Genomic DNA, 13117 nt, shown 5'->3' with positions numbered 1-13117 from the left:
CACTGATCCGTAATACTTTACGGAGATTAAATTACGAGATAATTACTTCTTCACTGCCTTAGCGCGCTTAGAACCATATTTGGAACGAGCTTGCTTACGGTCTTTAACGCCTTGTGTATCCAAAGCACCGCGAACCATATGGTAACGAACACCTGGCAAATCCTTTACACGACCACCGCGCAGCAGGACTACGCTATGTTCTTGCAAGTTATGGCCTTCACCGCCAATGTACGAAATAACTTCGAAACCATTAGTCAGGCGAACTTTGGCAACTTTACGCAAAGCCGAGTTAGGCTTTTTTGGAGTTGTAGTATAAACGCGGGTGCAAACGCCACGTTTCTGCGGGCTGTTTTCCAGCGCCGGCGATTTGCTCTTAACCACTGCAGAAACACGTGGTTGGCGAATCAGTTGATTGATGGTTGGCATCGTTTTTAATCCAACAAAATACAACGTTAAACACAAACCCGGAAACGGTTGCCCGGGAACTAAAAATCATTTTTTACGTCCGAATTATTCAGACGAGCCCAATATCTGCCTGCTTTTTAAGCATATTTTTTCGCAAAAAACAGCTAGAAACATGTTGAAAACTGCAAACCCAAAATCGAGAACTCGCAATTTTATGTCGCCTGATCCAGCTATGTCAACGTTTTTCGTTGCGAAGCAGACTGCTCCAACTACTTCAATATGGCAAGTCAGGGTAGGAAATTTCCTTGAAAAATCAAGCATTCCCATGCTTTTTATTTAATTTTGTTTAAATTAGTGCAGTATGTAGAAGTGATTTCGCTAATGGCCTCCACCAGCAGCGCCCAGTGTTTATGCAAATCATTTATATTGTCGACCTGAACTCTTTTAGTGACCATCCTATGTTGCGGTAAACGGCGACGTATCCGTCACACTGCAACAACCGCAAGCCAGCCTGCCACCATCCTGATGCGCTCTTTATTACGCCCAAGCCCTCTCTTTCTGTTATTAAGTTACCTGCTGCTCTCAGCGATTCCATTTTTTTCGCTGATGCTGGGCAAACCGGTAGAAAAAGGCTGGCAGCTGCTGGCGATGGAGGTCATTTGCTGGCCAATACTATGGGCGGTGTTCAAGCATCCGCGCTGGTTTCATTTCCTGTTACTGCCGGCAATGCTGGCGATACCCATAGAGATTTACCTGCGCCTGTATTTCGGGCAGAGCATTTCGACTCATCACCTGGGCATACTGCTGGAGACCAGCCCCAAAGAAGCGATTGAATTTCTGGGGCAAAAAATCTGGCTACTGCTGTTTCTGACGTTGATGATTACAGCGTGGTGGTGGAGCCTGCTGAAAATTGCGCTGAACACGCCGGCACTGCACTGGCAACATCCAAGCCGCTGGGCGTTAATCAGCATGGTGGCGATGGGGTTCTGCATCTGGGGTTACGGCGAATATGTTGGCGTCACCGCACCACCAGCCTCAGCGTCAGCGGCAAGTAGCCATAGCGACGACGACAGCGACGATGAGCCAGCATCGGTCACCAGTGCCAAGCCGATAGGCAAAGTGATTCCGCAGGTTTGGCTGGAGCATCAACGGCAGAAATTAAGCCAGGCCCTTGGCCCGCTACCGTCCTGGGCCCAAATACGTTACGACGAGGATGTCTTCACAAGTACCTGGCCGTTCGGCCTCGCAGTGCGTATTGCTGACTTCTGGAGCGAACGTGGATATTTATCGAAGCTGTCTGAGAAAAGCCGCAATTTCCGCTTCAACGCCGCCCTCGCAGGCGATCCAAAGTTAGCGCAAACTATCGTTGTGGTGCTTGGTGAATCATCGCGCTACGACCGCTGGAGCCTGAATGGCTACGAACGTGAAACGAATCCCTTGTTATCACTGGAAGACAATCTGGTCAGCTTCAGCGACATGATTACTGCCGTCGCTGCGACTCGCCTGTCGGTGCCTGTTATTGTGTCGCGCAAACCGGCGGCACAAAGCCTGAAGGCCGGTTTCTCAGAAAAATCGTTTTTGTCTGCGTTTAAAGAAGCGGGATTCAAAACCTTCTGGATATCGAACCAGATGAGCTTTGGTCAGTTTGACACGCCGATCTCGGTGTTCGCGAAAGAAGCCGACGTCACGCAATTTCTGAATCTCGGTGGCTTTACCAATAATTCCAGTTTCGACGACATCCTGCTGGATCCCATGAGCCGCGCGCTGAACGATGCCACACCGAAAAAACTGATCGTCTTACATACGCTGGGGAACCACTGGAATTACAGCCATCGCCACCCGAAAGAATACGACCACTGGAAACCATCGCTGTTTGGCGTCGATAACCCGGCCTATACCGACCTGAAGAATAAACCGGCACTCAACAACAGCTATGACAATTCAATTCTGTACACTGACTGGATATTGTCGGAAGTCATACAGCGCCTGAAAGCGAGCAAACAAGTCACCTCGATGATGTATATCTCCGATCATGGGCAAACCTTGTATGACGGCACTTGCGGTCTGGCGTTTCATGGTCACAATACGCAATACGAATTTCACATCCCTGCCTTCATCTGGTATTCGGATGACTATCAGCAATTATTCCCGGAAAAAATTCGGCAGCTCAAACGCCATCAGAAATTCCGTCTGTCGACAGAAAACGTGTTTCACACCTTGCTCGATATGGGCAATATTCGTTATCCCGATGAAAGGCTGAACTGGAGCATCCTCAGCCCGCAACTGGTTGCGCATACTCGCTATGTCGATAGTTACGGCTGGTCTGATTACGATAATGCGACGCTGAAGGGAGATTGCCGCGAGGTGATCGACAAAAAAACGCCGGTACGGCAAGAGAAATAAGCGTTACACCAAGTGACAACACCGATGCAGCATCCTGCCGTTATATGCCTGCGAGCGCCTGTTGAGCATTAAATATACTGGGTGGAGTATATTTAAAAGCCCAATGTTTATGCTGAGAATAGCCCGATTTTTGAATATACTCCCCCTTAAAGCTCATTTTCACAGCAAAATAAAACCAGTTTTGTCTGCAAAGCATCTGACTTACGTAATCGCTAGCGGTCGAGCTGAGATGCCGATGGCGTATTTCTTTTAATGAAGATCAACATCAGTCAATGTATGCTTTGCTTCATTGCAGCAAAACAGTTATCTCGTTTACACTGACGACATGCCCTCAGTTAGCCCTCCCACCCTGACCGTCAATCATGCAGATCAGACCACGATTAGCGTGGCTGGCGCGTGGCTGGTGCACGCATTATCCGAAGGTCACCGCTTGCATGATTTGCAGACGGAGCTGACCAACAAGGGAAAGCGCGACGATATTCACTGGGATTTAAGCCAGATCAGTGCGCTCGATCATGTCGGTGCGCAGATATTGTGGCGCGCCTGGGGCAAGAAAAAGCCACAACATCTGTTACTGCAGCCGGTACATGAAGGTTTGTTTCAGCGTGTCGCAGAAGCCAGTCAGGTCAATCTGGTCAGCGCAAAACGCCCGCTCTTTTACGGCATCATGCAGTTGGGCGAGATCGTGCTTGGCTTCTTTGAGCACTTGTACGGCTTCAGCATGTTGCTCGGTCAACTGATGATCGATCTGGCCGGTTTTATACGCCACCCACTGCGAGGCCCGTGGAAAGAATTATCAGCCAACCTGTATCGCATGGGTGCGCAGGCGCTGGGCATTACCGCGCTGGTCGGCATCCTGATAGGGATCGTGCTTTCTTATCTGTCGGCACAACAATTACTGACGTTCGGCGGCGATTTATTTATCGTCAATATTCTTGGCATGAGCATCATCCGCGAACTCGGCCCGTTGCTGGCGGCGATTCTGGTTGCGGGTCGTTCAGGATCAGCCATCACGGCGCAGCTCGGCGTCATGCGGGTCACCGAAGAGCTCGATGCAATGCTGGTGATGGGCATACCACATGGTTCGCGCCTGATCCTGCCTAAGGTGCTTGCACTGGCGATCGCCATGCCGCTGCTGGTGATCTGGACCGATGTGATGGCACTGATAGGCGGAATGATTTCAGCGCAAGCGCTGCTCGGTATGAGCCCGGAATTTTTTGTCTATAAATTGCCGGATGCCGTGCCGCTGTTGAATTACTGGATAGGCCTGGGTAAAGGTGTTGCCTTCGGTATCCTGATTGCGTTGATTGCCTGCCATTATGGTTTGCGCATCAAACCGAATACGGAAAGTCTGGGGCACGGCACCACCAATTCCGTGGTGATTGCGATTACCGTCGTAATCATTGCCGACGCGATTTTTGCGATTATTTTCAGCAAAGTGGGCTATTGATGACGACCGATAACGTGATCGAAATTCAGGGCTTACGCACGCAGTTCGGGCGTGCCGTCGTCCACGATAATCTGGAATTATCGGTCAGACGCGGTGAGATTCTGTCTATCGTCGGCGGTTCCGGTACCGGTAAAACCGTGCTCGTGCGCCAGATGCTGGGTCTGGAAACGCCGCGTCGCGGCAGCATCAAAGTCTTCGGTGAAGACTTGCAGGTGTCCGACAGTCGTCATCTTGATTACCTGCGCAAACGTTCGGGCATGTTGTTTCAGCATGGCGCTTTGTATTCGGCGCTGAGCGTGTTCGATAATATCGCCCAGCCGATGCGCGAACTGAAAAAATTGCCGGAATCGCTGATCACCGATCTGGTGTATCTGAAATTGCAGATGGTGAATATCGCCTTTGAACATGCACCGAAAATGCCGGCAGATTTATCCGGCGGCATGATCAAACGGATCGCCCTGGCGCGCGCTTTAGCACTCGACCCTGAATTATTGTTCCTTGACGAGCCGACCGCTGGACTTGATCCGGATCGTTCCGACAGTTTCGTCGAACTGATACAGTCACTGCACCGGCAACTCTGCCTGACAGTCATCATGGTCACGCATGATCTCGACAGCCTTTTTGCACTGTCGAATCGTATTGCGGTGCTGGCTGAAAAAAAAGTGATCGTCGTCGGCACACCGCAAGAAGTCGTACGCTTCCAACATCCGTTCATCAGCAGTTTCTTCCTCGGTGGTCGCGGCAAACGCGCCATGGAAGTGCTGACACCCGCTACACCATAGGAAAGCCATGGAAAACCGATCGCACGCCTTAATCGCTGGATTCTTCACCATCGCCTTATTGATACTCGCTATTTTTATCGCGATCTGGCTGGGGCGCGACAAAATTCAGCGCACGCCGTATGAGATCGTGACCAAATCGGCGGTCTCCGGCCTCAACCTGCAAGCGGCTGTCCGCTACAAAGGGATTAAAGTCGGCAATGTTACCGACATCGATTTTGATGATAAAAATCCGGGACAACTGATACTGCGTCTGGAAGTGATTCCGGATACTCCCGTCACCAGCGCCACCTTCGCCACCCTGGCCTATCAGGGTGTGACGGGCATTGCATTTGTGCAGCTCGATGAAGACAAAACAGCGGGCGCTTCTGTCCCGTTAGCGCAGGATGGTACGACGCAACGGATTCCGCTGCGTCCCGGCGTCATGCAAAATCTGGAAGAGCGCGGGCTTGCAATTCTGACGCAGACCGAAGAACTGACCCGCCGTATCAATAGCCTGCTCGATCCGAAAAATCGTCAAACCATGATCAGCGCCGTTGACAATATCAACAAAGCTGCGGAAGCGTGGCAGGCATTGCCGAACAAACTCAACCCCAGCCTGGATAAATTGCCAGGGCTGATCGATCAGACGCAGAACACATTGAACACCGTCAGTGTGTTATCCAAAGACGCATCGCGCTTCACCAATAATCTGAACCAGCTCACTACGCAATTGCAGGCGGCCGATGGCCCGATCGCCCGCTTTAATCTGGCATTAGACCAACTGAGTAACGGCGTAACGATGGAAACGCTGCCGCGCATCCAGAGTCTGACCGGCGAAGCCCGCAGCAGCCTGCGTTCTCTCAACCGCACCACGGAAAATCTGAACGACAGGCCGCAAAGCATCCTGTTTGGCAATCCGCCAGCCGCACCCGGCCCCGGCGAAGCCGGTTTTGTCGCGCCCAAATAAATAACAGAGAAGACTACCTGAGGACATCGTATGCAACGACTCTATCGCCTTACTCACTATCGTTTTCTGCCCGTACTGCTGATCTGCGCCGGCCTGCTGAGCGCCTGCAGCAGCACGGCTCCGGCACAACGCCAGCAATACGATTTCGGCCCGTTCAATACGGTCTCGCTGCCGAATACCAAAATGCAAATTGCGCTCGCCGAGATTCAGGTACCGGCCGCGCTCGACAGCAATGCCATGCTGTACCGCCTGCAATACGATAACGCACAGCAGTTGAAGCCGTATGCGCAGGCGCGCTGGAGTATGGCGCCCGCACAGTTAGTCGCGCAAAGAATCAAGCTGGTGCTGAACTCGCGCGGCGCTGTGGTAACCAACGCCGCTGATAGCACGGGAAGTTTGCCGGTCTTACGCCTGGAACTCGATGAATTTTCCCAGGTATTCACCACGCCAAGCGCCAGCCATGCCCACATTTATGCGCGCGGCGTCGTGCTTAAAGGACGCAACATTATCAGCACGCGGAATTTTCTGCTGCAGATACCGGCTGCCAGCGCTGATGCTGCCAGCGGTGCAAAGGCCATGCAAACAGCGGTCGATACCATGATCAACGACATGCAGAAATGGCTCAATAGCCTGGCTCTGAATTAACTCCCGCCATGAGCGAACACCTGCCGGACAACCACACTCCGTCACCAGACGCAGGCGCGGACAGTCATTTAGCCAGTCACGTCGTCAGCCACTTACACAGCTCCCCTTTCGCCCGTGTCTGCCTGCTCGCCTATACCGTACTGATTCTGTATGCGAGCTGGTATCCATTTACCGGCTGGCAGGCAAATAATTTATCTGCGCTGCCTGATGTGATCCGGCAATGGCCACGTTACTGGACCAAATTTGATGCTGGTATCAATATTGTTGGCTATATCCCGTTTGGCACCCTGATCGTCTTTGCGCTGTACCCGCTGGTCAATCGCTGGTGGGCGGCGCTGATCGCCTGTTTTGGCGGTGCGCTGATCTCTGCGGTGGCCGAACTGGTGCAATATTTTCTGCCGAGCCGCGTCACTTCGCTGCTGGATTTTCTGACCAACACCAGCGGCGCGGTACTGGGGGCGATCTTAGGTGCGCTGCTGACGCCGCTGATACTTGAAAAAGGACGTCTGCAATTATTGCGCAAACAATGGACGTATCAGGATTCGAGCTGGGAAATCGTCTTGCTGGGCTTATGGCCGATGGCGCAACTGTATCCACAGGCCTATCTGTTCGGGCTGGGGCAACTGCTACCGATATTGTCGCAACACCTGAGCGACTTGTTCGACATGGATATCGACATCGGCGCATTTGTTCTGCAAGGCATGGAATTCAGTGCCGATGAATATCTGCTGGCAGAAACCTTCATCACAGCCAGCGGTTGTACCGGTGCCATCCTGATCTGTCTGAGTTTATTTAACCGCCATGCACCAAAATTCCCGCTGGGTATGCTGTTGCTGAGTATGACCCTGATCGCCAAAACACTCGCCAGCGCTTTGCTGTTCAAGCCCGAATATGCGTATGCCTGGCTGACGCCCGGCGCGATCGGCGGCTTGCTGATCAGCGCCATCATGTTGTACGGTTTTTCATTTGCGCCGGTACGGGCACAAAAGCGACTGGCATTTTTGCTGCTGCTGATTTCGCTCGTGGTGCTGAATCTGTTACCGGACAATCCCTACTTCGCCGCGACGATGCAAACCTGGGTGCAGGGAAAATTTTTGAACTTTAACGGTGCTGCGCAGTTCTTATCACTGTGCTGGCCTTGGATGGCATTGTGGACTTTGTTACGAAAGCCCAAACCGGCAGCTGCGCAAGTTGCAGTATCATAGCGGCTTGACGGCACAGCCGTTCGCCCTTCGCCTGACCGCTATCACCGGATAGCCATCCGGAGTCAGATTAACTGCCTGAAGCTAAAGAATTGCTCATCATGTCTGAACCTCTCTATTTTCAAAAACATGTGTTTTTCTGCATGAATCAACGCGACGATGGTCGCCCCTGCTGCACCGATCACGGCGCACAAGCCGCACAGGAACACGCCAAACGGCGCATCAAGCAAATGGATATGAATGGTCAGGGCAAAATCCGCATTAATAAAGCGGGTTGCCTCGATCGCTGCGACGAAGGGCCGGTGATGGTGGTCTACCCGCAAGGCACCTGGTACACCTTCGTCGATCAGACAGATATTGATGAAATCATCGATGTGGATCTGGTCGGCGGCGGCATCGTCAAACGCCTGCAATTACCGAACACCTGATTTTTACGCATGAACGCACAAACTGAACATTTTCTGATTCCCGGCGCCGTCGGCCCTTTGCAATGCGCGCTCGATTTACCTGATCCTGAAATTTTCGCAGCACCGCTCGGTCTGGCACTGGTCGCGCATCCGCATCCGCTGTACGGCGGCACGATGGATAACAAAGTCGCGCAAACACTGGCACGCACCTTCACTGGCTTGGGCTATGCCGCCGTGCGTATGAATTTCCGTGGCGTCGGCCAGTCTGCCGGAACGCATGATGCAGGCATCGGCGAAACCGACGACATGGCATTGTTGCTGGCCCACATGCGTACACGTTATCCCACGTTGCCATTAGCGCTGGCGGGATTTTCTTTCGGCACCTTCGTGCAGGCTTGCCTGCAACAAAGGCTGATACAGGCAGGTACGCCGGCCGAACGTCTGGTGTTAGTCGGTGCCGCCGCCGGTAAATGGGCAATGCCTGAGATTCCGGCGAACACCATTCTGATTCACGGCGAACAGGATGACACGATACCGTTGTCCGCCGTGCTCGACTGGCTGCGCCCGCAAGATATTCCGGTCACCGTGATTCCCGGTGCCGATCATTTTTTCCATCGTCGCCTGCACCATATCAAACAGCTGGTCACCAGCATGTGGGATAAACCTGCTGAGCGTTGAAGCCTTTTGCTTTTATCCTCTTTTGCTTTTATTTTTTGTTTTTTTAAGTCTCATCCAATGAAAAAATTCCTTGCCACTATTGCCGCCTCACTGCTGACGATGTCAGTGGCGATGGCACAAACGCTGCCAGCACCGACAGTTGCTGCAAAATCCTGGATACTGGTGGATGCCACCAGCAATCAGGTGATCGCCGCCCAAGACCCGGATCTGCGCATAGAACCAGCGTCGCTGACGAAAATCATGACAGCCTACATGGTCTTTTCTGCGCTCAAAGAGAAAAAGCTCGATCTGAATCAGAGCGTGAATGTCTCTACCCGCGCCTGGAAAGTGGATGCCAGCAGCTCGAAGATGTTCATCGAGCCAAACAAGCCTGTCACCATCAATGAATTGCTGTACGGTCTGATCGTGCAATCCGGTAACGATGCTGCCGTCGCATTGGCAGAGGCCGTCGCAGGCAGCGAAGAAGCCTTCGTCGTGCAGATGAACCGCGAAGCAGAGCGTATAGGCATGAAATCCAGCCACTTCGCTAATCCGCATGGTTTGCCCAGCCCGGAAAACTATGCGACCGCACGTGATCTTTCCACGGTAGCAGCACGTCTGATTAGTGATTACCCAGAATATTACAAAACCTATTACAGCACCAAGAGCTACACCTATAACAAAATCACCCAGCCTAACCGCAACCGTTTATTGTGGCTGGACCCAACGGTCGATGGCATGAAAACCGGCCATACCGAAGCGGCTGGCTATTGCCTGGTCTCTTCGGCGAATCGTCCGAATGGCACAGGTCAGCGCCGCCTGATTTCTGTTGTCACCGGCACCGCCAGCGATCAGGTGCGGGCACAGGAAAGCCTGAAATTGCTGAACTGGGGCTTCCTGAATTTCGATACGGTCAAACTGTATGCCAAAGGCCAGGCCATCGACACCCCGGTGATCTGGAAAGGTTCGCAGGCACAGATCAAGATCGGTTTCGACCGCGACCTGTACGTGACGCTGCCAAAAGGCTCGGCAGCTAAACTGAAGCCAGCGCTGGAACGCAAAGATCCGCTGGTGGCACCGATTGCCCAGAACAGCAAGGTCGGCACCGTGAAAATGATGCTCGATGGTAAAGCGATTGCTGAATTCCCGGTACTCGCTTTAGAAAAAGTCGATCAGGCCAGCATCTTTGGCCGCGCGTGGGATTCGATTCGCCTGATGTTCAAATAAGTCAGAAGACACGTATGCCAGCGTAATGCGTCATGCCCACAAAAAGCCACGCTCGCCGCCCGGTTTGCGTGGCTTTTTTACGTCTTCAGCAAGGCTGATTTCAAGCAAATACAGCACCAGACAAATAACCCGGGGGCATCCTTGTATGCGATATTTGCATAATCTGGCAGCATTATTTGTGTGAGAATAAGTTCTTTCCTCTCACTGGCACTCACATCATGAATGATCCTCTGGTTTACCTGAACGGCGTAATGACGCCCCTCTCCGAAGCTAAAATTTCCGTGCTGGATCGCGGCTTTATTTTTGGCGATGGTATTTACGAAGTCATTCCCGTCTATGGTCGCAAGATGTTCCGCGCGGACCAGCATCTGGCACGCCTGTTTCGCAGCCTCGACGCGATCGGCATCAACAATCCGCACAGCAAGGAAGAATGGCTGGCGCTGATCGCCAAGGTCATGGATGCGCATGAAGCCGATGATCAGATGGTCTATCTGCAAATCACGCGCGGTGTCGCCAAACGTGCCCACGCTTACCCAAAAGATGTGACACCGACCGTGTTCATCATGACCAATCCTATCGTGATGCCATCCGCCGAAGCGCGTGAACATGGCGTCGCCTGCGTCTCTATGGAAGACCTGCGCTGGCTGCACTGCGAGATCAAATCGATTTCTTTACTCGGCAATGTTTTTGCGGCGCAGAACGCGGCTGAAAACGGCGTCACGGAAACTATACAATTCCGTAACGGCTATCTGACCGAAGCCTCGTCATCGAATGTCTGGATCGTGAAAGACGGCGTGCTGATGGGCCCGCCGAAAGACAATCAGATTCTGGAAGGCATACGTTATACGCTGATCGAAGAAATCTGTGCCGCCAACCATATCCCGTTCAAAACCTGCCGTATCACCCGCGATGAAGTATTTGCCGCAGATGAAGTCATGTTGTCATCCGCGACTAAAGAAGTGCTTGCCGTCGTCAAACTTGACGATCAGACTATTGGAAATGGCCTGCCAGGCCCCATCTACAAGCAACTGTATGCCGCATATCAATTAGCCAAAGCGGCGTAAGCGCAGCGTATTTCCATTTCTTCATGAACTCAGGAATGCAAAGCGACGTCCGGCACGATGAAGAAATGGAATTAACATGGAAATGAAACCTATCCCGCCAGAAGAGAGCCTGATCGAATATCCGAGTGATTTTCCGATCAAGATCATGGGCGCAATGCACGACGCCTTTGCGCAAACCATCGTGGAAGTGGTGACGCTGCACGACCCGACGTTTCACGCCGGGAAAATGGATATGCGCCCTTCCAGCAAAGGCACCTATCTGTCATTAACGGTCACGGTCTGGGCCACCAGCCGTGAACAGCTCGACAATCTGTACCGCGAGTTGTCTGGCCATCCTATGGTCAAAGTCGTGCTGTAAGCAATATTTAGTACTGAATATACTCCCCCCAGTATATTTTAAAGCCCTTTATTTCTGCGGACATAAAGGGCTTTTTCATTAAAACGAGGGGGAGTATGCAAGAAATCAGGTTCTGGCCGAGCGCACTTCTGCCAGTAGCCATTCCCTGAATGCCCTGACCTGTGGCTTATCCATAGAACTCGCCGGATACACGAGGTAATACGACACCGGGCAAGGAATACTGATGTCAAACAAGCGTCGCAGCAGGCCGGATTGAATATCCGATTCAACGATCGCATGCCTGCCGAGCGCGATTCCCTGACCATCGACCGCCGCTCTGGCGAGCATGGAGGAATCCTGAAAAATCAGGCCGCCACTGGGTTCATCCGCATCCAGCCCGGCAGCCCGGAACCACGGCAACCAGGGCTCTTCGTCACAACGCAGCAAATGCGCGCCCACCAGCTCGGCTGGCGTCTGCGGCACTTTATCAGCCTGATAAGTGGGGCTGATGACAGGATAATATTCATCGCCCATCAGCAATTCGCTGACGAGTCCCGGATAATGTCCGAGGCCAAAACGTATCGCAATATCCACCTGCTCGCGGGTGAAATCGACCAGCGATGAACTCGATTGCAGGCTGACTTCCAGGTCGGGGTGGTGTTCGATGAAACGCCCCAGACGCGGCGACAACCAGCGGGCAGCGAATGAAGGCAGCGACGTGATCCCCAAGCGTTTTTGCTTGTTGCGATCCCGCAGCAAATCCGCCGCATCCGCCAGCTCTTGCAAGGAACGCCGGATCGCGCTGGCAAAACGCTCACCATCCGGCGTAATGCGGATGCGCTTGCCATTTCTGACGAATAACTCCACGCCGAGCTCTTCTTCCAGCGCCCTGACCTGATGGCTGATCGCGCCGTGGGTCAGGTGAATTTCGTCAGCAGCACGCGAGAAATTTTCATGACGGGAAGCCGCTTCAAACGCACGCAAAGCAGCAAGATTCGGCAGACGGCGGAAATCCATTTGACTTATATCTCCTATTTCGATAACGCATATTACTGTGAATTTAATTAGCAAGGAAAGACAAAATTACTCGTTTTGCATCTTACTTTCCAACGACTACAATTCTGACATCGTAATGCAGGATTGGTCTTTTCAGAGATAAATTGCTGCATATTTAACTTTATGCAGATATCGCAAGGAGTCTGGAAATGACAATTAATTTCGCAAAACCATCATTCACTATCACTGCGGGCGACACCGTTTCAGGCCAAAGTGAACAAGCGCAAACCTTCACCGTTACAGCTGGCCGTGTCTGGCTGACGATTGCCGGTGAAGACGAAGATTTCTGGCTGAGCGCTGGCGAATCCGTAACAGTACCTGCTCACCGTCTGGTAGTGATTGAAGCCGATCAGCAAAATAGCAGCATCGCATCCGTGGCAGCAACCCAGCCACAACAAGCGTCAGCAAAAAATGCAGGATTCCCGTTCCAATGGCAAAAACTGACGCAAAAAATCAGCCACGTTTTTGCCTGATCAACGTAGCCAGTGTTTCAGCATAAAGATCACCGGGATGTCCGCGTGATCTTTATTTTTTTG

Annotated in this window: 15 protein-coding genes; 13 read left to right on the top strand and 2 right to left on the bottom strand. The window is 52.3% G+C overall.

All coding sequences use genetic code 11. From position 1 onward, the window contains the following. Positions 1–42: 42 nt before the first annotated feature. The gene (gene rpsL / locus H8K29_RS02550; protein ID WP_186886132.1) at positions 43–426 is read right to left on the bottom strand and encodes a 30S ribosomal protein S12; all 384 of its coding nucleotides are present in this window, start codon (positions 424–426) and stop codon (positions 43–45) included. Here rpsL and H8K29_RS02545 point away from each other — a divergent pair. The 12 genes from H8K29_RS02545 to H8K29_RS02490 all read left to right on the top strand — a co-directional run bounded on the left by H8K29_RS02545 (position 416) and on the right by H8K29_RS02490 (position 11546). Beyond that, positions 416–745 carry a hypothetical protein gene (locus H8K29_RS02545; RefSeq protein WP_186896283.1) on the top strand — a complete coding sequence of 110 codons (330 nt, stop codon included), beginning with the start codon at positions 416–418 and terminating at the stop codon, positions 743–745. The two genes, rpsL and H8K29_RS02545, sit on opposite strands and share 11 nt — an antisense overlap. A 107-nt stretch (positions 746–852) precedes the next feature. Continuing rightward, a complete protein-coding gene (locus H8K29_RS02540; protein ID WP_370527120.1) occupies positions 853–2808 on the top strand; it encodes a phosphoethanolamine transferase in 1956 nt (651 codons plus the stop codon). A gap of 325 nt (positions 2809–3133) precedes the next feature. Beyond that, positions 3134–4258, top strand: coding sequence for an ABC transporter permease (locus H8K29_RS02535; protein WP_186896282.1), 1125 nt, complete (start codon positions 3134–3136; stop codon positions 4256–4258). Beyond that, positions 4258–5040 (top strand): ABC transporter ATP-binding protein, encoded by a 783-nt coding sequence (locus H8K29_RS02530; RefSeq protein WP_186896281.1) that lies wholly within the window; start codon positions 4258–4260, stop codon positions 5038–5040. The genes H8K29_RS02535 and H8K29_RS02530 overlap by 1 nt, the downstream gene beginning before the upstream one ends. Positions 5041–5047: 7 nt before the next feature. Continuing rightward, on the top strand, positions 5048–5986 hold the full coding sequence (locus H8K29_RS02525; RefSeq protein WP_186896280.1) for an MlaD family protein: 939 nt from the start codon (positions 5048–5050) through the stop codon (positions 5984–5986). A 30-nt stretch (positions 5987–6016) separates the two neighbouring features. Further along, positions 6017–6631, top strand: a complete 615-nt coding sequence (locus H8K29_RS02520; RefSeq protein WP_186896279.1) for an ABC-type transport auxiliary lipoprotein family protein — start codon at positions 6017–6019, stop codon at positions 6629–6631. An 8-nt stretch (positions 6632–6639) separates the two neighbouring features. Then, positions 6640–7836 (top strand): VanZ family protein, encoded by a 1197-nt coding sequence (locus H8K29_RS02515; protein WP_186896278.1) that lies wholly within the window; start codon positions 6640–6642, stop codon positions 7834–7836. A gap of 98 nt (positions 7837–7934) precedes the next feature. Beyond that, positions 7935–8261, top strand: a complete 327-nt coding sequence (locus H8K29_RS02510) for a ferredoxin (protein WP_186896277.1) — start codon at positions 7935–7937, stop codon at positions 8259–8261. 9 nt (positions 8262–8270) lie between these two features. After that, positions 8271–8918, top strand: coding sequence for an alpha/beta hydrolase (locus tag H8K29_RS02505; protein WP_186896276.1), 648 nt, complete (start codon positions 8271–8273; stop codon positions 8916–8918). A gap of 57 nt (positions 8919–8975) precedes the next feature. After that, a complete protein-coding gene (locus H8K29_RS02500; RefSeq protein WP_186886123.1) occupies positions 8976–10124 on the top strand; it encodes a D-alanyl-D-alanine carboxypeptidase family protein in 1149 nt (382 codons plus the stop codon). Positions 10125–10342: 218 nt separating this feature from the next. After that, a complete protein-coding gene (locus H8K29_RS02495) occupies positions 10343–11188 on the top strand; it encodes a D-amino acid aminotransferase (protein ID WP_186896275.1) in 846 nt (281 codons plus the stop codon). Between the two features lie 82 nt (positions 11189–11270). Beyond that, positions 11271–11546, top strand: a complete 276-nt coding sequence (locus tag H8K29_RS02490; RefSeq protein WP_186886139.1) for a DUF493 family protein — start codon at positions 11271–11273, stop codon at positions 11544–11546. Positions 11547–11651: 105 nt separating this feature from the next. Here the strand turns inward: H8K29_RS02490 and gcvA are convergent, their stop codons facing one another. Next, positions 11652–12542, bottom strand: coding sequence for a transcriptional regulator GcvA (gcvA, locus tag H8K29_RS02485; protein ID WP_186886120.1), 891 nt, complete (start codon positions 12540–12542; stop codon positions 11652–11654). Positions 12543–12730: 188 nt separating this feature from the next. Between gcvA and H8K29_RS02480 the strand changes: the two genes are divergently transcribed. Continuing rightward, complete coding sequence (locus H8K29_RS02480; RefSeq protein ID WP_186896274.1) at positions 12731–13054, top strand: DUF2917 domain-containing protein; 324 nt, start codon at positions 12731–12733, stop codon at positions 13052–13054. Positions 13055–13117: the final 63 nt, after the last annotated feature.

It is taken from the genome of Undibacterium sp. CY21W (assembly GCF_014284265.1).
Taxonomy (GTDB): Bacteria; Pseudomonadota; Gammaproteobacteria; order Burkholderiales; family Burkholderiaceae_D; genus Undibacterium; species Undibacterium aquatile.
This window is presented reverse-complemented; position numbering and strand designations above follow the sequence as displayed.

Bases quoted from the DNA above. Each gene is read 5' to 3' on its own strand.
- H8K29_RS02545 (WP_186896283.1), top strand. From the start codon at position 416: ATGGTTGGCATCGTTTTTAATCCAACAAAATACAACGTTAAACACAAA.
- rpsL (WP_186886132.1), bottom strand. From the start codon at position 426: ATGCCAACCATCAATCAACTGATTCGCCAACCACGTGTTTCTGCAGTG.
- H8K29_RS02535 (WP_186896282.1), top strand. From the start codon at position 3,134: ATGCCCTCAGTTAGCCCTCCCACCCTGACCGTCAATCATGCAGATCAG.
- H8K29_RS02530 (WP_186896281.1), top strand. From the start codon at position 4,258: ATGACGACCGATAACGTGATCGAAATTCAGGGCTTACGCACGCAGTTC.
- H8K29_RS02525 (WP_186896280.1), top strand. From the start codon at position 5,048: ATGGAAAACCGATCGCACGCCTTAATCGCTGGATTCTTCACCATCGCC.
- H8K29_RS02520 (WP_186896279.1), top strand. From the start codon at position 6,017: ATGCAACGACTCTATCGCCTTACTCACTATCGTTTTCTGCCCGTACTG.
- H8K29_RS02515 (WP_186896278.1), top strand. From the start codon at position 6,640: ATGAGCGAACACCTGCCGGACAACCACACTCCGTCACCAGACGCAGGC.
- H8K29_RS02510 (WP_186896277.1), top strand. From the start codon at position 7,935: ATGTCTGAACCTCTCTATTTTCAAAAACATGTGTTTTTCTGCATGAAT.
- H8K29_RS02505 (WP_186896276.1), top strand. From the start codon at position 8,271: ATGAACGCACAAACTGAACATTTTCTGATTCCCGGCGCCGTCGGCCCT.
- H8K29_RS02500 (WP_186886123.1), top strand. From the start codon at position 8,976: ATGAAAAAATTCCTTGCCACTATTGCCGCCTCACTGCTGACGATGTCA.
- H8K29_RS02495 (WP_186896275.1), top strand. From the start codon at position 10,343: ATGAATGATCCTCTGGTTTACCTGAACGGCGTAATGACGCCCCTCTCC.
- H8K29_RS02490 (WP_186886139.1), top strand. From the start codon at position 11,271: ATGAAACCTATCCCGCCAGAAGAGAGCCTGATCGAATATCCGAGTGAT.
- gcvA (WP_186886120.1), bottom strand. From the start codon at position 12,542: ATGGATTTCCGCCGTCTGCCGAATCTTGCTGCTTTGCGTGCGTTTGAA.
- H8K29_RS02480 (WP_186896274.1), top strand. From the start codon at position 12,731: ATGACAATTAATTTCGCAAAACCATCATTCACTATCACTGCGGGCGAC.